This window comes from Actinomadura sp. 9N215 (assembly GCF_044326345.1).
Taxonomy (GTDB): domain Bacteria; phylum Actinomycetota; class Actinomycetes; order Streptosporangiales; family Streptosporangiaceae; genus Spirillospora.
The window spans coordinates 579914-600473 of sequence record NZ_JBIRBA010000002.1; the positions used below are offsets into that span (position 1 = coordinate 579914).

19 protein-coding genes are annotated in these 20560 nt (G+C 73.7%); 3 read left to right on the plus strand and 16 right to left on the minus strand.

The features are described from left to right. Window positions 1-2: 2 nt before the first annotated feature. The 11 genes from ACH34T_RS05365 to ACH34T_RS05415 all read right to left on the minus strand — a co-directional run bounded on the left by ACH34T_RS05365 (window position 3) and on the right by ACH34T_RS05415 (window position 12569). Entirely contained in the window at window positions 3-998 is a 996-nt protein-coding gene (locus ACH34T_RS05365; protein WP_395990865.1) for an N-acetylglucosamine kinase, read from the minus strand. Then, window positions 998-2254 carry a 6-phospho-beta-glucosidase gene (locus tag ACH34T_RS05370; RefSeq protein WP_395990818.1) on the minus strand — a complete coding sequence of 419 codons (1257 nt, stop codon included), beginning with the start codon at window positions 2252-2254 and terminating at the stop codon, window positions 998-1000. Before ACH34T_RS05370 ends, ACH34T_RS05365 begins: the two co-directional genes overlap by 1 nt. After that, a complete protein-coding gene (locus ACH34T_RS05375; protein ID WP_395990819.1) occupies window positions 2251-3081 on the minus strand; it encodes a carbohydrate ABC transporter permease in 831 nt (276 codons plus the stop codon). The genes ACH34T_RS05370 and ACH34T_RS05375 overlap by 4 nt, the downstream gene beginning before the upstream one ends. Then, a complete protein-coding gene (locus tag ACH34T_RS05380) occupies window positions 3078-4058 on the minus strand; it encodes a carbohydrate ABC transporter permease (RefSeq protein WP_395990820.1) in 981 nt (326 codons plus the stop codon). The genes ACH34T_RS05375 and ACH34T_RS05380 overlap by 4 nt, the downstream gene beginning before the upstream one ends. 3 nt (window positions 4059-4061) lie before the next feature. After that, window positions 4062-5390 (minus strand): ABC transporter substrate-binding protein, encoded by a 1329-nt coding sequence (locus tag ACH34T_RS05385; RefSeq protein WP_395990821.1) that lies wholly within the window; start codon window positions 5388-5390, stop codon window positions 4062-4064. Between the two features lie 127 nt (window positions 5391-5517). Beyond that, window positions 5518-6747, minus strand: a complete 1230-nt coding sequence (locus tag ACH34T_RS05390) for an ROK family protein (RefSeq protein ID WP_395990822.1) — start codon at window positions 6745-6747, stop codon at window positions 5518-5520. 129 nt (window positions 6748-6876) lie between these two features. Next, on the minus strand, window positions 6877-7416 hold the full coding sequence (locus tag ACH34T_RS05395) for an FHA domain-containing protein (RefSeq protein WP_395990823.1): 540 nt from the start codon (window positions 7414-7416) through the stop codon (window positions 6877-6879). Between the two features lie 152 nt (window positions 7417-7568). After that, window positions 7569-8750 carry an acyl-CoA dehydrogenase family protein gene (locus ACH34T_RS05400; protein ID WP_395990824.1) on the minus strand — a complete coding sequence of 394 codons (1182 nt, stop codon included), beginning with the start codon at window positions 8748-8750 and terminating at the stop codon, window positions 7569-7571. A 66-nt stretch (window positions 8751-8816) separates the two neighbouring features. Next, complete coding sequence (locus tag ACH34T_RS05405; RefSeq protein ID WP_395990825.1) at window positions 8817-9890, minus strand: DUF3616 domain-containing protein; 1074 nt, start codon at window positions 9888-9890, stop codon at window positions 8817-8819. 17 nt (window positions 9891-9907) lie between these two features. Further along, window positions 9908-11092 (minus strand): cytochrome P450, encoded by a 1185-nt coding sequence (locus ACH34T_RS05410; RefSeq protein ID WP_395990826.1) that lies wholly within the window; start codon window positions 11090-11092, stop codon window positions 9908-9910. Window positions 11093-11180: 88 nt separating this feature from the next. Continuing rightward, complete coding sequence (locus ACH34T_RS05415) at window positions 11181-12569, minus strand: KamA family radical SAM protein (RefSeq protein WP_395990827.1); 1389 nt, start codon at window positions 12567-12569, stop codon at window positions 11181-11183. 142 nt (window positions 12570-12711) lie between these two features. On the opposite strand from ACH34T_RS05415, the gene ACH34T_RS05420 reads away from it, so the two are divergent. Both ACH34T_RS05420 and ACH34T_RS05425 read left to right on the plus strand, forming a co-directional pair. Next, a complete protein-coding gene (locus ACH34T_RS05420; RefSeq protein ID WP_395990828.1) occupies window positions 12712-13764 on the plus strand; it encodes an L-erythro-3,5-diaminohexanoate dehydrogenase in 1053 nt (350 codons plus the stop codon). 51 nt (window positions 13765-13815) lie between these two features. Beyond that, window positions 13816-15147, plus strand: coding sequence for a DUF2252 domain-containing protein (locus ACH34T_RS05425; protein WP_395990829.1), 1332 nt, complete (start codon window positions 13816-13818; stop codon window positions 15145-15147). Window positions 15148-15175: 28 nt separating this feature from the next. Here the strand turns inward: ACH34T_RS05425 and ACH34T_RS05430 are convergent, their stop codons facing one another. The 3 genes from ACH34T_RS05430 to ACH34T_RS05440 all read right to left on the minus strand — a co-directional run bounded on the left by ACH34T_RS05430 (window position 15176) and on the right by ACH34T_RS05440 (window position 18106). Beyond that, entirely contained in the window at window positions 15176-15991 is an 816-nt protein-coding gene (locus ACH34T_RS05430; RefSeq protein WP_395990830.1) for a hypothetical protein, read from the minus strand. Further along, a complete protein-coding gene (locus tag ACH34T_RS05435; protein ID WP_395990831.1) occupies window positions 15978-16334 on the minus strand; it encodes a hypothetical protein in 357 nt (118 codons plus the stop codon). Before ACH34T_RS05435 ends, ACH34T_RS05430 begins: the two co-directional genes overlap by 14 nt. 68 nt (window positions 16335-16402) lie before the next feature. Then, complete coding sequence (locus ACH34T_RS05440) at window positions 16403-18106, minus strand: SpoIIE family protein phosphatase (RefSeq protein ID WP_395990832.1); 1704 nt, start codon at window positions 18104-18106, stop codon at window positions 16403-16405. Between the two features lie 96 nt (window positions 18107-18202). On the opposite strand from ACH34T_RS05440, the gene ACH34T_RS05445 reads away from it, so the two are divergent. Continuing rightward, entirely contained in the window at window positions 18203-19000 is a 798-nt protein-coding gene (locus ACH34T_RS05445) for an SAM-dependent methyltransferase (RefSeq protein ID WP_395990833.1), read from the plus strand. Here the strand turns inward: ACH34T_RS05445 and ACH34T_RS05450 are convergent. Both ACH34T_RS05450 and ACH34T_RS05455 read right to left on the minus strand, forming a co-directional pair. Further along, window positions 18997-19458: a hypothetical protein gene (locus tag ACH34T_RS05450; RefSeq protein WP_395990834.1), complete on the minus strand. Its 462-nt coding sequence runs from the start codon at window positions 19456-19458 to the stop codon at window positions 18997-18999. The two genes, ACH34T_RS05445 and ACH34T_RS05450, sit on opposite strands and share 4 nt — an antisense overlap. 262 nt (window positions 19459-19720) lie before the next feature. Beyond that, window positions 19721-20488, minus strand: a complete 768-nt coding sequence (locus ACH34T_RS05455) for a hypothetical protein (RefSeq protein ID WP_395990835.1) — start codon at window positions 20486-20488, stop codon at window positions 19721-19723. Between the last annotated feature and the right edge of the window lie 72 nt (window positions 20489-20560).

Sequence of the window (20560 nt, forward strand, 5' to 3'; positions counted from 1 at the left end):
GCTCAGCGGCGGCGGAACGCGGCGCGGAGGGCGTCGTGGGCGGCGGGCGGGGCGGTGGCGTGGTCGAGGGCGAGGAGCGCGGCGCCGAGCAGCGGGGGGTCTTCGGGGACGAGGAGCCGGGCGTGCGGGGCGAGGTCGGCGTAGCGGTCTGCGACGCCGTCCATGAGCAGCGGGCGCCGCGCCGCCAGGACGCCGCCGCCGAGCACGACGTCGGCGGGCTCGTCCAGCAGGTCCAGCCGCCGCAGCGCCACCGACCCGAGGACCGCGACCTCGTCGGCGAGCCGCGCCACGACCTCCCGGGCCACCGCGTCGCCCCCCTCGGCGACGTCGAACAGGACGGGCGCGAGGCCGGTGAGGCGCCCCTCGTCGAACTCGCCGAGATGGATGCCGAGCCCGACGTCGATCGCCCGCCGGACGCCGAAGTGCGCGGCGACGGCGCCGGTCAGCGCGGTGCCGGGGCCGCGGCCGTCCTCGCCGCGGATGCCGTGCCACAGCGCCGAGCGGCCGAGTGAGGCGCCGCCGCCCCAGTCGCCGGTGTGCGGCCCGAGGGACGGGAACCTGGCGGTGCGGCCGTCGGGCGCGACGCCCGCGCAGTTGATGCCCGCGCCGCACACCACGGCGACGCCCCACCCGGCGGTGACGGCGCTGCGCAGCAGCGCGAACGTGTCGTTGCCGACCGCGACGCTCGCGGCGGCGCCCCGGCCGAGCAGCAGCTTCTCCAGCCGCTCCTCCTCGCCCGGCAGGTCCACGTTGGCCATGTAGGCGGCGAGGTGGGCGACGTCGCCGGGCAGCGCGCCCGCGCGGCGCAGCGCGGCGTCGATGACGGACGACAGCGCGTCCAGCGCGGTGTCCAGCCCGTCGAGCTGGGGGCGGAACCCGTCGCCGCGGACGGTGGCGAGCAGCTCCCCGCCGGTCCCGACGACGGCCGCGTCGGTCTTGCTGTTGCCGCCGTCGACGGCGACCAGCACGCCTCCCTGCGGGTTCGCGGGAGCGGCCATCACGCGGCCCAGGGGAGGTGGGCGCGGTTGGCGGCCACCAGGTCGCGGGCGAGGCGGTCGGCCACGTCGCGCTGGCCGATCAGCGGGTGCGCGAGGAGCGCGGCGGCGACGCGGTCGACGCCGCCGCGCAGCGCCGCGTCCAGGGCCAGCTCCTCGTAGGCCGACACGTGCGCGATCAGCCCCGCGAACAGCGGCTCCACCGGCGGGACGGACAGCGGCACCGCCCCCGACGAGGTGATCCGCGCCGGCACCTCGACGACGGCGCGGTCGTCCAGGAACGGCAGCGTCCCGTGGTTGCGGACGTTCACGACCTGCGCGTCGCCGCGTCCCGTCAGCAGCGACGCGGCGAGCTGCACGGCGGCCTCGGAGTAGAACGCGCCGCCGCGCTCGTCCAGCCGGGCGGGCTTGGTGTCCAGGGACGGGTCGGCGTAGAGGGCGAGCAGGTCGCGTTCGAGCGCGGCGACCGCCTCCGCCCGCGACGGCGCGCCGCGCTGCTCCTCGACCACGCGGTCGTGCTCGTAGAAGTAGCGCAGGTAGTACGACGGGACGGCACCGAGCCCGCGCAGGAACGGCGCGGGCAGCCCGGAGATCTCGGCGAGCGCGTCGGGGTGCTCGTCGAGGAGGCGGGGCAGGACCTCCTGGCCGTCCAGCAGCACCGACCGCACCCAGGTGAGGTGGTTGAGCCCGGCGTGTCCGAGGCTCACCCGGTCGGGCGGGACGTCCAGCAACTTGGCCGCGCGGCGCTGGAACCCGATCGCGACGTTGCACAGCCCGACCGTGCGGTGGCCCGCGTCCAGCAGCGCGCGGGTGACGATCCCGACCGGGTTGGTGAAGTCGACGATCCACGCGCTGGGGGCGAGGTCGGCGACGCGGGCGGCGATGTCCAGCACGACGGGGACGGTCCGCAGCGCCTTGGCGAGCCCGCCCGCCCCGGTCGTCTCCTGCCCGACGCAGCCGCATTCGAGGGGGAGCGTCTCGTCGACGTGCCGGGCGGCCTGGCCGCCGACGCGCAGCTGGAGCAGCACGACCGTCGCGTCCGCGACCGCCTTGTCGAGGTCGCCGGTGGTGGTCACCGTCGCGGGATGCCCGGCGCGCCGCAGCATCCGCGCGGCGACGCCGCCGACGAGTTCGAGGCGCTCCGTGTCGGGGTCGTGCAGCACCAGCTCCGACACCGGCAGCGCGGCGTGCGCGCGCGCGAGCCCGTCGACGAGTTCCGGGGTGTAGGTGGACCCACCCCCGATGACTGTCAGCTTCAACCCTTCACTCCCGTCAAGGTCACACCCTGGATGAACACCCGCTGGGCGAGGAAGAACACGACCAGCACCGGCAGGATCGTCAGCAGCGTCGCCGCCATCGTCAGGTTCCACTCGACCTCGTGCGCCGCGCGGAACGTGGCGACGCCGATCGCGAGGGTCCAGTGGTCGGGGTCGGCGTAGACGAGCGGCCGGAAGTAGTCGTTCCAGCAGTAGAAGAACTGGAACAGCGCGACGGCGGCCAGCGCGGGCTTCGCCATCGGCAGGATGACCCGGATCATCGTGCGGAACTCCCCGCAGCCGTCCACCCGGGCGGCGTCGGCGTACTCGCGGGGGATCGTCACCAGGAACTGGCGCAGCAGGAAGATGGAGAACGCGTCCCCGAACAGCTGCGGGATGATCAGCGGCCACAGCGTGCCGGTCAGGTCGAGCCGGGCCCACACGATGTACAGCGGCACCATCGTGACCTGCGGCGGCAGCATCATCGCCGAGATCACCACGACCAGCGCGAGGTTGCGGCCGCGGAACCGGAACCGGGCCAGCGCGTACGCCACCGGGACGCTGGACACCAGCATGAACACCGTGGACAGGCCCGCGTAGACCGTGCTGTTGATCGTCCAGCGGACCATGTCGCCGCTGAACACGTCGACGAAGTTCCCGAACTGCCAGTCGCGCGGCCACAGGTCGTCGCTCAGCGCCTGCCGGTCGCTCATCACCGCGGTCAGCGCGATGAACACCAGCGGCGCGAGGAACATCAGCGCGACGGCGACGGCGGTGGCGTGCACGGCGACCCACAGCAGCGCCCGCCGCGTCCTGCCCCCGGACCTCACGACGCCTCCTCGCCCGCGAACGCCTTGAACTGGCGGAGCAGGAAGAGCGTGAACACCATCGCGATGGCGAACATCACCAGCGCCAGGACGCTCGCGTAGCCCATGTTGAACTGCCGGAACCCCTGGTCGTACAGCCACTGCGGGAACGTCAGCGTGGAGTCGCCCGGATACCCGGGCGTGTACTGGGTGCCGGGCAGGTCGGCGCGCCCGGACGCGACCTTCCCCGCCACCATCGCCTGCGTGAAGTACTGGAGCGTCTCGATGACGCCGGTGACGGCGCAGAACGCCAGCACGGGCGACACGGTCGGCAGCGTGATGTGCCGGAACCTGGACCAGGCGCCGGCGCCGTCGATCGCGGCGGCCTCGTACAGCGACCGCGGCACGTTCAGCAGCGCCGCCAGCATGATGATCATGATGTCGCCGACGGCCCAGAGGCCGAGGAGGGTCAGCCCGGGCTTGGCCCAGGCGGCCTCGTTGAAGAAGTCGGGCAGCGTGAGGCCGAGCCGGTCGAGGATCGTCGGGAACGGTCCGGTGCCGGGGTTCATGAGGAACACGAACGCGACCGTGGCCGACACCGGCGGGATCAGGTACGGCAGGTAGAAGATGGACCGCAGCACGCCCCCGCCCGCCTTGATCTTGGTGAGGAGCTGGGCGACGCCGAGGCCGAACAGCACCCGCAGCGGGACGAGCACCGCGACCAGCCACAGCGTGTTGCGCATCGCCGTCCAGGCCTGGCCGTCGTCGAACAGGTAGGCGTAGTTGTCCCAGCCGACGTACTCCAGCGTGAACAGGTTGTAGCGGGTGAAGGAGAAGTAGACGGTGGCGGCCAGCGGGTAGGCGAAGAACAGCGCGAACCCGACCAGCCACGGGGACAGGAACGCCAGGACGCGGAGCCGCCGGCGGCGGCGCGCCCGCGCCGCCGCCGTCCCGGTCCGCGCCCCGCCGAAGGAGCGGAGCCGCAGGGAACCGAGTGCCACCGGTCAGCCTCCGGCGAGTTTGAGCGCGCCGTCGACCTCGCCGTCGAGCTTGGTGAGCGCGGGGCCGAGGTCCTTGGCCTTGCCGGTCTCCCACTCGTCCTGGACGAACTTCTGGAACCGCACGATGTAGTCGTTGCCGTTCGGCGTCGGCGGCGTGGTGTTGCTCGCGGGATGCTTGAACACGTCCAGGAACGTCTTGAACTGCGGCGGCAGCTTCAGGTCGGGCGACGACAGCGCCGGGATCGTGGACGGCACGTTCCCGAGCCCGTTGGCGAGCGTCACCAGCGCCTGGGTCTCGGTCGTGAGGTACCGGACGAACTCCCAGCCCGCCTGGGCGTGCTTGGCGCCGCGCGGGATCCCGATGACGGTGCCGGCGATGAAGCCGCCCCCGTACAGCGACTGCTTGTCGTCGGCGACCGGGTACGGCGCGGTGCCGTAGTCGAGTTTGGGCGCCTCCTTCTCGATGAACTTGGTGCGCCACTCACCGTCGATGGCCATCGCCACCTTCCCCTTCTGGAAGGGGTTGGCCGCCTCGAACTCCTGCCCCAGCGAGCGCAGGAACTTCTTGACGTTGTCGTAGCCGTACCAGTCGATGAGCTCCTTGTTCCACTTCAGGTACGCGGTGAAGGCGGGGTCCTTGGCGAAGTTGGCCTTGCCGTCGTCGGTCAGCCATTTCACCCCGAACGGCGGGGCCATGTGCTGCACCATGTGCTCGTAGTACTGCGCGGACGGCATGAACCCGGCGACCTTGATGGTGCCGTCCGGGTCGCGGACGGTGAGCTTCTTGGCCAGCGCGGTCAGCTCGCTGATCGTCTTGGGCGGCTGCTCGCCCTTCATCAGGGCCTTGTTGTAGTAGAGCCCGTAGGCGTCGGCGAGCAGAGGCATCGCGCACCGGGTGCCCTTGTACTCGGTGTACTTGCGCACCGCCTGCGGGAACTGGTTCAGGTCCACCTTGGACTTGCCGATGTAGGGCGAGAGGTTCTGCCAGGCGCCGCTCTGGCACCACTGGCCGACGCTGTCGGTGGTGAACGACGACACCACGTCGGGCGGGTTCCCGCCGCGGATGGCGTTGGTGATGCGCTCGTCGGTCTGGCCCTCGACGAGCTTGACGGTGATGTTGGGGTGGGCCTTGTTGAAGCCGGCGACGGCGTCCTTGAAGGCCTGGACCTCGTGCGGGGCGCTCCAGCCGTGCCAGACCTCGATGGTCTGCTTCTCGTCGGACTTCGGGCCCTCGTCGGACGAATCGTCGCCGCCGGCGGTGCAGGCCGCCGTGAGGCCGAGCGCCGCGGCGGCTAGGGCGGCCGCGAGCCGGCGCGTGATGGTGGTGGGCACTCCGGTTCTCCTTCAGGGGTGGGACGGCCGTCTGCAGCCGTCACGGTGTCGGGGAGTGATGCCGGGTCGGGAGTGATGCCGGTCGGGAATGCGGTGGTGGGAGAGGGGAGTCGGCGGTCGGAGGGGGTCAGGGGACGGGGACGGTGCTGGAGAAGACCTCGTCGCGGGTCTCCCGGAGTGCCTGCTGAAGCGCTCCGGCCAGGACGGGGTTGCCCTGGACGGTGCTGAGCCGCACCTTGGGGCGCGGGATCGTCAGGCTGTGCAGGTGCTGTTCGACGCGCGCGCGGAGCGGTTCGCCTCCGGCGCGCAGGACGTCGCCGGTGAGGACGACGAGGGCGGGGTCGACGATGGCCACGACGGTGGCCAGGGTGACGCCGAGACGGGTCGCGAGCTCGGTGAGGGCCCGTTCGGCGCGGGCCCCGGCGTCGGAGGCGGTGCGCGTCCCGGCCGCGGCGGCGCCGACGTCGGCGGCGGCGCGGCGGAGCGCGACGGCGGCGTCGCGGCCGCGGAACCCGTGCTCGCGCATCAGCTTCAGCACGGCGGCGCCGCCGGTGAGGCTGTGCACGCCGCCGGTGTGGGTGCGGCGCACGTCCCGCATCAGCGGCGCGCCGACCGCGGGCATGTAGCCGATCTCGCCGGCGCCGCCCGTCGCGCCGCGGTGCAGGGCGCCGTTCAGCACGACGGCCATGCCGACGCCGTCGGCGACCCACAGCAGCACGAAGTCGCTCGCCCCCGCCGCCTGCCCGCCGGCGCGCTCGGCGAGGGCGGCGAGGTTCACGTCGTTCTCGATCGCGATCCGCACGCCGAGCCCGCCGGTCAGCGTCGCGACCAGGTCCGGGATGTGCCAGCCGGGGATGTGGGAGGCGTATCCGAGCCGCCCGGTCGCCGGGTCGACGGCGCCCTGGATGCCGATGACGGCGCGGCCGAGGCCGCCGCGGGCCAGCCCGGCCGCGGCGGCGGCGCCGTCGAGCGCGGCGGCCATGCGGGCGACGACGTCCACGCCGGTGCGGCCGGGCGTCGGCAGCGTGTGCTCGCCGACGACCGTCCCGGCCAGGTCGGCGACGCTGACCTGGATCCGCGCCGGGGTGACGTCGGCGCCCGCGACGTGCGCGGCGGACCCGTTGATCCGGTACAGCTCGGCGGTGCGTCCCGGCAGGCCCTCCCGGATGCCGTCGCGGACGACGAGCCCGGCCTCCTCCAGCCGGGCGAGCAGCTGCGAGGCGGTCGGCTTGGAGATGCCGGTGAGGTCGGAGATCTGCGGCCGGGTCAGCGGCCCCCGGTCCAGCAGGGCCTCCAGCGCCGCGCGGTCGTTGATCGCCCGCAGCAGGCTGGGCGTCCCGGGGACGGGCGTGGACACGGCGGCGCCTCCGTGCGCAGAAGGTCTCGCGTTAAGAAGGTTTCCTAACTTGGAGGAGAAAGTAAGGACTCTTAACGATCACGTCAAGACCCAGGCCGGACCCGGCCCTTCACGGCGGAGGGGGAGCGCTCAGGGGGCGGTGACGATGAAGCTGGAGTTGCCGAAGCCGACCTCGTCGCCGGGCCGGACGCGGGCCGGGCCGGTCAGCCGCCATCCGTTCACGCGGGTGCCGTTCATCGACCCCAGGTCGGAGATCATCCAGCCCTCGTCGGCGCGGTAGATCTCGGCGTGGAACCGCGAGACGGTCAGGTCGGTGAGGATGAACTGGCAGCCGGGCGCGCGGCCGACGACGATCCGCTTCAGGTCGCCGGGCGGGAGCATGAACCGCGGCAGCCGCGGCGCCCGCCAGGCCGCCTCGATCCGCGCGGTCACCTGCGACACCGACGACACGATGCCGGTCAGCCGGTTGAGGACGCGGTTCCCGGACGGCAGGTCGTGCACGATGTCGGCCAGCTCGGCCTGGCTGCGGGCCTGGAGCACCTGGTCGACGCGGCGCTCGAACGTCTCGTTCGACATCCGGCCCTCGGCCACGCGGTCGCTGAGGACGCGCAGCGCCCGGTCCCGCTCCGTGTCGGACGCTCTCACCGGGAATGAGGGCTGACCGTCCATAGCTGTGAGTATCCAGTCCCCGTCGTCGGCTGTCCAGAATGGCGTTTCTGCGAGGGCGGGTGATCGGCCCTCACCCGCCCTCCCCCTCTTCGACGGCCTCTCCGACGCGAAAGTTCGCGGCGTGTTCACCTCGCCGCCGGGCCTCCCGGAGGTCAGCGGGACAGCAGGTCGCGGGCGATGTGCGTCACCTGGATCTCGTCGGTTCCGGCGTAGATCTGGAACGATCTCGCGTCGCGGGCGAGCTGCTCGACGCGGTACTCGCTCATGTAGCCGTTGCCGCCGAACAGCTGCACGGCCTCCTGCGCGACCTCGCTCGCCGCCTGCGCCGCGTACAGCTTCATCGCCGACGCCTCGGCGAGGGTGGGGGCGCGTCCGGCGCGCTGCATCTCGATGTGCCGGAACACCAGGTTCTGGACGTTGAGCCGCGCGACCTCCATCGTGGCGAGCTTGAGCTGGATGAGCTGGAAGTCGCCGATCCGCTGGCCCCACAGCTCGCGCGTCCTGGCGTACTCGACCGACAGCCTCAGGCACTCCTCGATGACGCCGAGTGCCATGGCGGCGACGCCGGCGCGCTCGGTGACGAAGTTCTGCTTCGCCGACGCCTTGCCGCCGCCCTCGCCCGCCGCGAGGAGCCGGTCGGCGCCCGCGCGGACGTCGGTGAGGAACAGCTCGCCGGTGGGGGAGGAGTGCAGCCCCATCTTGCGCAGCGGCTTGCTCTGCTCCAGCCCCGGCATGCCCCTGTCCAGGACGAAGGTGAGGATCTCCCGATCGCGTGGGTCGCTCCCGTCGTCGAGTTTTGCGTAGAAGACGATGGTGTCGGCGTAGGGGCCGTTGGTGATGAAGGTCTTGCCGCCGTTGATGACGTACTCGTCGCCGACCTTCCGCGCGGTGGACCGCATGCCGCCGAACGCGTCCGAGCCCGAGTCCGGCTCGGTGATCGCCCAGGCGCCGATCTTCTCCATGGTGAGCAGCGGCAGCGCCCAGCGCTCCCGCTGCTCCGGCGTGCCGCGCTTCATGATCGTTCCGGCGGCGAGGCCGAGGCCGACGCCCATCGCCGCCACCAGCCCGGGCGCGACCCGGCACAGCTCGATCACCGGGATCATCGTCATCGCCGCATTCGCGCCCCGCGGCGGCCGCTCCTCGTCCCGGCCGCGGGCGCGGAAGGACGAGCGGGCCAGCTCGTCCATGCCGAACGTCTTGTAGAGGTCGCGGAGCAGGTCGTACGGCGGGAGGTCGCCGGACTCCAGCGCGTCCAGGTTCGGCCTGACCTCCGCGTCGATCCAGCCGCGCACCGCGTCCCGGATCATCAGGTCTTCGTCGGACCACTCGATCATGCTCGCCCCGTCCTCCCGCGTCCGCCGGTCACGCGGTCCATCCTCGCAGAAGGCGAAAGCGAGCGCTTACTGGGGGAGTGTGACGACGTCGGCGAGGACGCCGCCGTCCGCCGTGAGCCGCTCCGGCGACGGGCTGTCGTACACGACCAGGACGCGGGTGCCGGGCCCCTCGTCCAGGACGGCGATGCCCTCGGCGTGGTCGTCGCCGTCGCCGTAGGGGAGGTCGCCCACCACCTCCAGCTCGTCGGCCGTGACGATCTCGGCGGCGTCGGCCTTGACCGCGTTGCGCCACCGCACGACCTGCACCGGGCCGTCCAGGTCCATGCTGGGGCCGGTGAGGACCAGCAGGTCGTCGCCGTGCGGGCACAGGTCGCGGATGCCGAGTCCGCGCAGGTCGAGGAAGTGCGTGCGGTACGGCTCGCCGTCGTCGCCGACGGGCAGCGCGCGCAGCCGCCGCGGGTCGCGCGGGTGGTCGCCGGGACGGATCTCCACCAGCACCGCCCAGCCGCGCAGCACCGGCCCGCGCAGCCCGATGTAGAGGCGGTCGCCGTGCGCGGCGACGCCCTCGATGTCGATGCCGTTGTCCTTGCTCGGGACGGACATGAACGGCGCCAGGTGCGGGTCGCCGGCGAGCAGGTCGGTGATGGAGTCCCTGTCCAGGCCGAGGACGGCGGCGGTGCGGTCGCCGTCCTCGCGGACGACGCCTGGCAGCCCGTCCTCGCCGGTGACCAGCGGGAGCCGCACGAGGATGAAGCGGTTGTCCTCGCGGACGACGGTGGCGAGGCGCTTGCGCGACTTCGCGTCGCTCTGCCCCGGCTTGATCTTCTTGCGCTTGAGGCTGTGCGAGCCGACCGCCCACAGCCAGCCGTTGGCGCGCGCCAGCCCCTCGATGTCGGCCTCCTCGCCGGGGCCGGCGGGCAGCGGGACGAGGTCGGCGAGCGCGACCGTGGCCTGCCCGTCGTAGCCGGTGACGCGCCCGTCGCCGTCCAGGGCGGCGGTCAGCCGCTCGATGGTGGCGGTCTCGTCGCCCGCGACCCACAGGCAGCGGCCGTCCTGGCGCACGGCGGACAGGTTGGTGTGCGTCTCGGCCTCACGGCTTTCCTGCGCGAAGCGCAGCTCGACCCGGCGTTCCACGATCATTGGGGAATGCTCCCACATCAGGTCTCCCACCGGACATCCAGCCGCGGCGGCTTGCGGAAGACCAGCCCGTGCGGGCGGGCCGGGCGGGACGGGTCGAGCCGCAGCCCGGGCAGCCGGTCCAGCAGGGCGGCGAGGGCGGTCCCGGTCTCCAGCCGGGCGAGGTGGGCGCCGAAGCAGAAGTGCGGGCCGTGCGCGAACGCCAGGTGCTCGGCGGCGTTGCGGCGCCGCACGTCGTAGCGGTCGGGGTCGGCGAACACGGCCGGGTCGCGGTTGGCGCCGGCGAGCGACACGCGGACGAGGTCGCCCGCGCTGACCTCCGTCCCGCCGATCTCGGCGTCGCGGACGGCGTACCGGTCGACGACGGACGCGGACGGCTCCAGCCGCAGCGACTCCTCGATCGCCGCGGGCAGCAGGCCGCGGTCGTCCAGGACGAGCCGGAGCTGGCCGGGATGCCCGAGCAGGTGCAGGACGGCGTTGGCGATCATGCCTTCGGTGGTGTCGATGCCGCCGAACATCAGGATCGCGGCGTTCGCGACGACCTCGGCGGTGGTCAGCCCCGCCTCGTCGCGCGCGGCCCCGGCGAGCAGCGACCCGGGACGGGACGCGGTGATCGCCTCCTCGACGGCCGCGGTGAGCAGCCGGTACGCGTCGCCCGAGGCGGGCGGCGCCGCGCCGCCCGCCGTGATCGCGGAGACGGCCTCGACGAACGCGCCGTACCAGGACCGGACGGTGGCCGCGTCCACGCCGTCCAGCCCGAGGGCCTCGGTGACGACGGCGACGGCCAGCGGCCCGGCCAGCTCGCCGCGCAGCTCGGCCCGGCCCGCCGGGGCGAGCCCGCCGACGAGGCGCGCGGTCTCGTCCTCGACGAACGCGGTGAACCGCTCGCGGGTCAGGGCGGGGCGGAACGGGCGGGCGAACGGGTCGCGGTGGCGGGTGTGGACGGGCCCGTCCAGCGACAGCATGCTCGGCCCGACGACCTGCGCGGTGGAGAAGCGCGGGTCGTCGACGGTGAACGCGTCCGCGTCGCGCATGACGCGCAGGGCCAGGGCGCGGGAGGTCACCAGCCAGCCGTCGAGCGCGGGCAGCCAGGAGACCGGTTCGCGCTCGCGCAGGCGCGCCAGGTGCGGGTGCGGATCGTCCTCCAGGTCGGCGGCCGTGACGGCGGCGCCGAGCGGGAACCGGCAGGTCAGGTCGGAGGTCACCCGTTCGAGCATAGGCGGACGCGAGAGGCCGCCACGTTCCTGATCTACAACGTAAAGGCGCCGGGCGGGAGCGATCCAACCCGACCGATCAGGCGGCCTCCGCCTGCCGCCGCCACCACTCGCGGCCGCGCTCCGGCAGCGTGTAGATCGGGTCGTGATACTCGTACCGCCTGGTCAGCGCGTCGGGATCGGACGCCTCCAGGGCGGTGCGGTAGTTCTTCGTCCAGTAGGAGACGCCGCGCTCGCGGTCGTAGTCGGCGAGCTGGTGCACCCAGCGCTTGCCGACGTAGGGGACGTCGCACACGATCCGCGGGGTGGCGAAGCCGGGCAGGTAGCCCATGATCGCGTGCTGCAGCTCCTGCGCCTCCCAGACCGCGAGCCGCCAGTGCTCGCTGCCCGGGATCATGTCGCACATGTAGAGGTAGTACGGCATGATCGCGGCCTCGTCGAGCAGCGCGAACGACAGGTCCAGCAGCGCGGCGGGGGAGTCGTTCACGCCGCGCAGCAGCACGCCCTGGTTGCGGACGTCGCGGATCCCGCTGTCGAGCATCGCGCGGGTCGCCCTGGCGACGAGCGGCGTCACCGACTGGGCGGCGTTGACGTGCGTGTGGATCGCGATCTGGACGCCGCGCTCGTGCGCCGTCGCGGCGAGGCGCTCCATGCCGGCGCGGACGTCGTCCTGGAGCCAGTGCTGCGGCAGGCCCATCAGCGCCTTGCTCGCCAGCCGGATGTCGCGGATGTTGTCGATCTCCAGCAGCGAGGCGACGAACGACTCCAGCCGCGGCCACGGCATGTTGGCGACGTCGCCGCCGGACACGACCACGTCGCGGACGCCGGGCGTGCGGCGCAGGTAGTCGAGCATGGCGCCGAGCCGGTCCGGCGGCTTGGCCGTGAACTTGTGCTTGTCGACGTTCGGGGTGGAGTTGCCGACGAGGTCCATCCGGGTGCAGTGCCCGCAGTACTGCGGGCAGGTCGGCAGGATCTCGGCCAGGACCTTGGTGGGGTAGCGGTGCGTGAGGCCCTCGACCGCCCACATCTCGGCCTCGTGCAGCGAGTCGCGCTCGGCGTGGGGGTGGGACGGCCAGTCGGTGCGGCGGTCGCTGAACACCGGGAGCATGTAGCGGCGCACGGGGTCGGCGTAGAAGCCGTCGGTGGACGAGACGTCCATCGTGTTCAGCATCTGCGGGGGCAGCAGCATCGACATCGTCGCGCGCTCGGCCTGGTCGCGTTCCAGGTCGGCGTAGAACGGCTCGTCCAGCAGGTCGCCCATGACCTGGCGGAGCTGGCGCAGGTTCTTCACGCAGTGGGCGCGCTGCCACTGGGCCGACTCCCACTCGTCCTGCGTGACGTCCCGCCAGCCGGGCAGGCGCCGCCAGTCGGGCTCCACCAGCGGCCGGCGCCGGTACACGTACGGCTGGCGCACGGCCTCGTCCGACAGGACGGGCCCGTCCGTGTCCGGGTGCAGGGCAGTGGTCATCCTCGACCGCCTCCTCGCCTCATACTGATCGCATAAAACTCTTGTACGAGGCCGACGTTACGGGAAGACTTTCGATGAAACCAGTAGTGTTCGGTACATCTTACGCAACGCCGGGGCATTCGAGCGAGGGGCGGGGACGGCGATGAGCGACGGCGCGGGCGGCGCGGGCACGGCGGTGGGGCTGCATCGGGTGCTGGAGCCCGCGGGCGTGCTGCCGCAGGCCGCGCTGCGCCTTGACCCCGACCCGCGGATCCGCCCCGACGAGGTGCGCATCGCCGTCGAGCGCCTCAACCTGGACGCCGCGTCCTACCGGCAGCTGCACACCGCCCACGGCGGCGACCCGGACGCGATCCGGGCCGAGGTGCTGCGGATCGTCGGCGAGCGCGGCAAGATGCACAACCCGGTGACCGGGTCGGGCGGCATGCTCGTCGGGACCGTCGACGAGGCCGGGCCCGGCTCGCCGCTCGGCCTCAAGCCCGGCGACCGCGTCGCCACCCTCGTGTCCCTCACCCTCACCCCGCTCGCCATCACCGACGGCCTGGCCCGCTGGGACGGCCTGTCGGAGCAGGTGCCCGCCGAGGGACACGCCATCCTGTTCGCGCGGTCCATCGCCGCCGTGCTGCCCGGCGACCTGCCGGTTCCGCTGGCCCTCGCCGTCATGGACGTGTGCGGCGCGCCCGCCCTCACCCGCCGCGTCGTCGCGTCCCGGGAGAACGCGCCCGTCGTGGCGGTGCTCGGGGCCGCGGGCAAGAGCGGCTGCCTGTCGCTGGCCGCCGCCCGCGGCGCCGGCGCGTCCCGCCTGATCGGGCTCGTCCCCACCGCCGAGGAAGAGGAGAGGCTGGCGGCCACCGGCCTCGCCGACGTGGTCGTCCGCGCCGACGCCCGCGACCCCGTCGCCGTCGCCGCCGCCGTCGGGGACCCCGTCGACGTCACCGTCGTCTGCGTCGACGTGCCCGGCTGCGAGCACGGCGCGATCCTGGCGACCGCGCCCGGCGGCACCGTCGTGTTCTTCTCGATGGCGACGTCGTTCCCCGCCGCCGCGCTCGGCGCCGAGGGCCTCGCCGCCGACGTGACGATGCTCATCGGGAACGGCTACGTCCCCGGGCACGCCGCCGCCGCGCTCGACCTGCTGCGGTCGGAACCCGCCGTCCGTGCGCTGTTCACCTCCAGGACCGGGGACGATTCGGCACAATGACCGGGAACGCGCCGGACGCGGCGGGGGAATCGGATCATTGAGGGAGACGGCATGGGGAGCATCACCGAGGAGCTGCGCGGACGGGACCCGAAGGAGCGCCGGGCGCAGATCGTCGACGTCCTCGTCGAGGCGTTCTCGGACCTGATGGAGCGCAGCCCCGCCGAGTTCCGCCGCCGCTTCCGCAAGATGGCGTCCGACCCGTTCGCGTTCTACCGGGGCAGCGCCTGCCTGTTCTACGCCGACATCGTCCACGACGACGACCCGTGGGCCGACGAGCGCACGTCCCGCGTCTGGATCCAGGGCGACCTGCACGCGCAGAACTTCGGCACCTACATGGACGACGACGGCGTGTTCGTCTTCGACGTCAACGACTACGACGAGGCCTACGTCGGGCACTTCACCTGGGACGTCAAGCGGCTCGTCGCGAGCCTGGCGCTGCTGGCCTGGCAGAAGGCGATCTCCGACGCCGACATCCGGCGGCTCATCGAGACCTACGTGCGCGGCTACGTCGACCAGGTCCGCCGGTTCGCGGCGCACGACGGCGACGAGAAGTTCGCGCTGACGCTCGACACGACCGGCGGGTACGTCCGGGACGTGCTCGTCGCGGCGATGGGCGGCACCCGGATCGGGCTGCTGGCCGGCATGACGGAGGTCGCCGGGCCCGACCGGCGGTTCCGCGACCGTCCCGGCGTCCGCCGCCTGGACGACGCCGAGCGCGCCAAGGTCGAGGCCGCCTACCAGGAGTACCTGACGACGATCCCGGCGGAGAAGCGGTTCGGCAGCCTCACCTACCAGGTCAAGGACATCGTCGGCGCGTCCGGGTTCGGCATCGGCTCCGCGGGCCTGTCGGCGTACAACATCCTCGTGGAGGGCAACACGCAGGCGCTGGAGAACGACGTCGTGCTGTCGATGAAGCAGGGCAACGTCGCCGCCGCCAGCCGCGTCGTCGACGACCCCCGCATCGGCGCGTACTTCCAGCACCACGGGCACCGCACCGCCGTGTCGCGCCGGGCGCTGCAGGCCAACAGCGACCCGTGGCTCGGCCACACCCAGATCGACGGCGTCGGGTACGTCGTCCAGGAGCTGTCCCCCTACGAGGAGGACCTGGACTGGAGCGGCCTCACCGAGCCGGAGGAGATGCTGTCGGTCCTGGACGACCTGGGACGCGCCACCGCCAAGGTGCACTGCGTGTCCGACACCGACTCCGACCACACCCTGGTCGGGTTCCAGGTCGAGGACGCCATCGACGCCGTCATCGGCCCGGACGAGTCGGCGTTCGTCGCGGCGATGGTCGCGTTCGGCACCCAGTACGCCGAGATCGTCCGCGACGACCACACCTACTTCGTGGACGCCTTCCGCAACCACGAGATCCCCGGCCTCTAGCGGGGCGCGGTCACGCGGCGGACGCGGGTCAGGCGCCGGTGATCCGCAACGTCCCGAGGATCTCCAGGGTGAGGTCGCGGTCGTCGCGCTGCTTGATCCGGACCCACGCCCGGACGCCGTCGCCGCTGAGGCCGGTGCCGCTGAGGCCGATCTCGTCGACGGACGGCGTCCCGGAGCGGCAACCGGTGAACCGCCTGATGGACCCGTGGAGGAGCCCGCCGGCGGCGAGGTAGGGCCGTGCCCGCGGGGGGCCGCAGCTCGGATGGCCGGACGCGGCGGGGGGCGGCAGCTCGTCGTCCGAGGCGGCCGAGACCAGCCCGACGAAGATCCCGGGGGCGGACCCGTCGCCGAGGAACCCGCGCAGGTCGGGGGTGGCGCGCAGCACGGGCCGCTGCCGGCCGTCGCGCACTCCCACGGTGGACGGGTCCCAGGTCGGGCCGGGCCACACCCGCCACTCGGCGGGGACGGACACGGTGATCCGGCCCGACTCGTCGGTGACGCGCATGAACCCCCCGCCGGGCGCGACCATCGGCCGGGGCTCCTGGATCGCGGTGTCGACGAGGACGCCTCCGGCCATCGCGGCGGCGGCCAGGAACGCGCTGAGCAGGGGCTTCCCGAAGCCTTTGAGCGGCGGCCGGGAGCCGTCCCGCGGGGCCGGAACGCGCGGGCCCGGCCCGGTCCGTGGGGCTGGCCTGGTCCGCGGGCGCCGTGGCGGCGCCTCGCCCGCCGCGTCCCGCGCCAGCGCGCCGATCAGCCCGGGCGCGGGCCGGCGGCCGGCCGGTTCCGGCCGCGGCCGGGCGAGCGACGCGACCAGCCGGCCGGCGAACGACTCAGCGCGGATCACCGGTGACCTCCGTCTCCGGCGCGCTCCGGGGCGGTGGCGGGGCCTCCGGCGGGCCCGCCACCGGGACGGCGCGGGCGAGGCGCTCGATCACCAGCGGGGCGCCGACTCCCAGCGCGAAGGCCGCGAACGCGCCCTCGACCTGGCCGCTCGCCGCCGTCGCCGCCGCGAGGATCGCGCCCACGCCGGAGCGGATCCCGACCGACAGCACGAACGCGACCCACCCCTGCGGTATCGGCCTGCGCCACGACCATCCCCGCCCGCGGTGGATGCGGGCGTAGAGGTCGAGTCCCTCGACGCACAGGCCGCCGGCGAGGCCCCAGAGCGCGGCCAAGAGAGGTGCCATGCCGTGCACTCTAACCAACGCGAATACAGCATGTAACAAACTCGACACAATAAGTGACGGACGCGGGATCAGGCGCGGGCCGGGCCCGGACGGATGAGGAGGAGGGCGATGTCGTCGCGGCCCTGCTGGTCGGCCAGCAGGGTCAGGACGCCGTCGGCGGTCTCCTCCAGCGTGCCCGCCCGGGACGCGACCAGGGCGGACGCCAGCCGCGCGATGCCCTCGTCCACGTTGCGCATCCGGCTCTCGACGAGGCCGTCGGTGTAGAGGGCGAGGGTGGCGCCCACCGGGATCGTCTCGGTGACCTGCTCGTACTCGGGCGGATGCGCCTGGTCGGACACGCCGAGCGGGAGGCCGCGCGGCGCGGAGAAATGGCGCACGGTGCCGCCGGGGAGGGCCAGCAGCGGCGGCGGATGCCCGGCGCACGCCACCTCGCAGCGCCGCGTCGCCGGGTCGCAGACCAGGCACAGGCAGGTCGCGAACTGGGCGGCGTGCAGGTCCTGGGCGATGGCGTCGAGCCGCTCCAGCACCTCGGCGGGCCGGAACTCGCAGCTGGCCAGGGTGTGCGCGGCGACCCGCAGCTGCCCCATCGCCGCGGCGGCGGTGACGCCGTGGCCGACCGAGTCGCCGATCACCACGGCGATCCGGTCGCCGGACAGCGGCACCACGTCGTACCAGTCGCCGCCGACGCCGCTGCGGGCCGGCAGGTAGCGGTGCGCCATCTCCAGGCCGGGCGGGGCGGCGACCGCGGCGGGCACCAGACTCGACGCCAGCGCCGTGGCGGTGCGGTGCTCGCGCCGGAACAGGCACGCGTTGTCGATGCTCGTCGCGGCCCGCGCGGCGAGTTCGGTGGCCAGGGCCGCGTCGGCGGCGGCGAACGGCAGCCGGCCGCGCTTGCGGCTGAACACCGCGAACCCCAGCGCCCTGTCCCGCGCCACCAGCGGCACCGCCAGCAGCGACACGTGGTCGAGCAGGCCCTCGATGAGGCGGCCGGTGCGGTGCGCGAGGGTGTCCTGGACGGCGTCGCCGCCGAACTCGACCATGCCGCCGGTGGCCAGGCACCGCGCGTACGGCGTGGACGGCGGGTAGACGATCACCTCGTTGACGGGGAACTCGCGGGACCATCCGCGCGGGTCGTCCTCGGCGAACGCGACCGCCAGCCGCCGCACGACCGCCGGGCCGCCGCCCTCGGACGCGCCGCCGCCGGGATCTTCGCCGGGGCCGCCGGTCTCGGCGGCTGGCCGGTCGTCGTCGGCGAGCAGCCGCTCCAGCACGTAGATCCCGCCGGCGTCGGCGAACCGCGGGACGGCGACGTCGACGATCTCCCGCGCGGTCAGGTGCAGCTCCAGGGTCGAGCCGATGCGGCGGCCCGCCTCGCTGAGCAGCTCCAGCCCGCCGGCCCACGACGGGGACACCGTCAGCGCGATGACGGTCCCGCCGTCCGCGACGGTCAGCGGCTCGCAGCTAACCGACAGCCCGCCACCGGCCACGCCACCGTCGAACACGCCACCGCCCGGCGGGTCGCCGCTTGGCAGGGGCAGCGCGCCGTGCCACGGCCGTCCCTCCGCGGCGCGTTTGAGCGCGGTGACGAGCGGCTCGGCGGCGCCCGGACGTCCCAGCCGGTCGGTGAGCAGGTCGGCGAGCAGGGACCCGACGGCCTCGTCCGCGGCGCGGCCGAACAGGCGCGCGGCGCCCTCGCTCCAGCCGGTGATCCGCCCGTCCGGGGTCAGCAGGACGGTCACCGGCGCCGCCTGCCGCGGGGGTCGTTCGGACATCGGCCTTCCATGTTCCGTGTGCCGGGGCCGCCGGCGGGACCGCGTTACGCTGAGTCCCCGCGGACGGCGCCAATCGGTCGAAAAGGGAGTGGACGCATGGGCTCCGAGTGGGTTCCACCCGAGGTCGACAGTCAAAGACCAAGCGTCGCACGTGTATACGACTTCCTGCTCGGCGGAGACCACAATTTCGCGTCCGACCGCGACCTGGCGACCGGGCTGCTGCGGGTCGAGCCGCAGGCGCGGGAACTGGCGCGGGCGAACCGGGCGTTCCTGCGGCGCGCGGTCCGCGCGGTCGCCGGGGCGGGCGTCGACCAGTTCGTCGACATCGGGTCCGGCATCCCCACGCAGGGAAACGTGCACGAGGTCGCGCAGAGCGTCAACCCGGAGGCGCGGGTGGTGTACGTCGACAACGACGACGTCGCCGTGGCGCACAGCCGCGCCATCCTCGCGGACGACGACCGGGCGATCGTCCTGCAGGCCGACATGCGGCGCCCCGGGGAGATCCTCGCCGACCCCGTGCTGAAGGGTCAGCTCGACCTGGCAAGGCCGGTCGCGTTCCTGCTGGTCACGACGCTGCACCTGGTCAAGCACGAGGAGGACCCCGGCTCGATCGTCGCCGCGCTGCGGGACGCCTGCGCGCCCGGCAGCCACCTGGTGATCTCCCACCTCACCCACGAGTCCGAACCGGGCAAGACCGCGGCGATCGGCAAGCTGTACGACCGGGCGAGCTCCCCGGCCGTGTCCCGGTCGCGCGCGGAGATCCTGCGGTTCTTCGACGGCTGGGACCTGCTCGACCCCGGGCTGGTGTACGTGCCGCTGTGGCGTCCGGACGAGGGCGAGGCCGTGGACGACCCCGAGCGCTTCCTGATGTTCGGCGGGGTGGGCCGCCGCTAGCCCCGCCCTGCGCCGCGCCCTCGGACGGGGGCGGTCAGCGGGCGAACGCGATGGCGGCGCCCGCGCTGATGACGATCGCGATGACCGCTATGACCAGCGAGGTGCGGAGCGGGTCGCGGCGCGGCGGCGGCGTCCGCGCCGCGCGGGGCGTCGAGCGCGCGAAGGCCGGCTGGGTCGCCTTGGGCGACGACGGCCGCGGCCGTGTCCGGGGCGGCGGCGCGGGAGCGGCCGGGGCCGCCTCGGTCGGCCGGGGACGCGGCGTGGACGGCGGCGCGGGCGCCGTCGGCGTCGGGAGCGTCGGCCCGGGAGGCGTCGGCGGAGTCGGCGGCACGACGGTCGGCGTTGGCGGTATCGGCGGAGTCGGCGGTATCGGCGGTATCGGCGGTATCGGCGGTGTCGGAGGGGTGGGCGGTGTCGGCGGCGGTGTGCAGGTGGGCCAGGGCGGCCAAGTGGGCCATGTGGGCCAGCCGGGTCGGCCTGGTCGGCCGTGCGCGCCGCCCGGGCCGATCTCCACGTCGACGCACAGGCTGATCCGCGGCTTCGGGGCCGACGGCGGGGGCGGCCCGGCGGCGAGCACGGAGGACGGGAGGGCCAGCGCGCCCGCGACGGCACCGCCCAGAACGGCGAAGACGACCCTGGCGAGCCGAACGCGCCGGACGCGCTCGACGCACCGGACGCGCTTGACGGGCCGGGCCCGCGGGACGAGGGCGCGGCGCATGGTCAGCCGCCTCCCGCGATGCGCTGCAGGTCGGCGGCCAGGGTCGTGAACGCGTCCGGCCCGACGGCCAGGGCGCCGGTGAACACGTGCGAGATGTCGATGGTCAGGTACGCCCCGGCCGCCAGCAGCGACCCCATCAGCGCCAGCGGGACGAGGGTCATGCCGCGCGGCCGCGCGCCGGCGAGGAAGGGCAGCAGGACGACGACGATCCCGGTGAGCACGGTGATGATCAGCAGCCCGGCGGGCGGCGAGGTGCGGGCGTCCATGGCGCGCTGGCGGCGGGCGGCGGAGATCTCGCCGAGGTGCAGCAGCACGGTGCTGCGGGCCTCCTTGACCTCCTCGTCGTCGCCGGTCCTGAGGGCGATGACGTCCCGGCGGAGGCGGTCCAGGTCGGTCCAGCCGCGGTGGCTGAGCTCGCCGTCCTTCATGAGCTTCCACTCGGGGCCGCGGACCAGGTCGACGTAGGCGCGCAGCGCCCGCTGGACGTGCTGCGCGTCGGGCGGCCGCAGCCGCGACGCGGCCCAGTACGCCTCGGCGATCGCCTGGCTCTCGGTGTAGGTGTTGGAGCGCGCGGAGTCGGACGTGGTCCACGGCACGACGACGGCGATGGCGAACGCCAGCAGGAACAGGGCGGACAGCATCGCGCCGGTGTGGGCGGTGGTGGGGCCGTCCGGGTCGGGGTCGTCGACGCCGGGCGTCCGCCGGACCAGCCGGCTCGCGATGAGCACCACGCCGACCGCGCACGCTGCGGCCGCAATGTAAACGATCATGGCTCTCCCGGGGGACGGATCTGCCACTACCTGGGGTGATTGTAGATTTACGGTCAGTCGCCACGCCCGGGA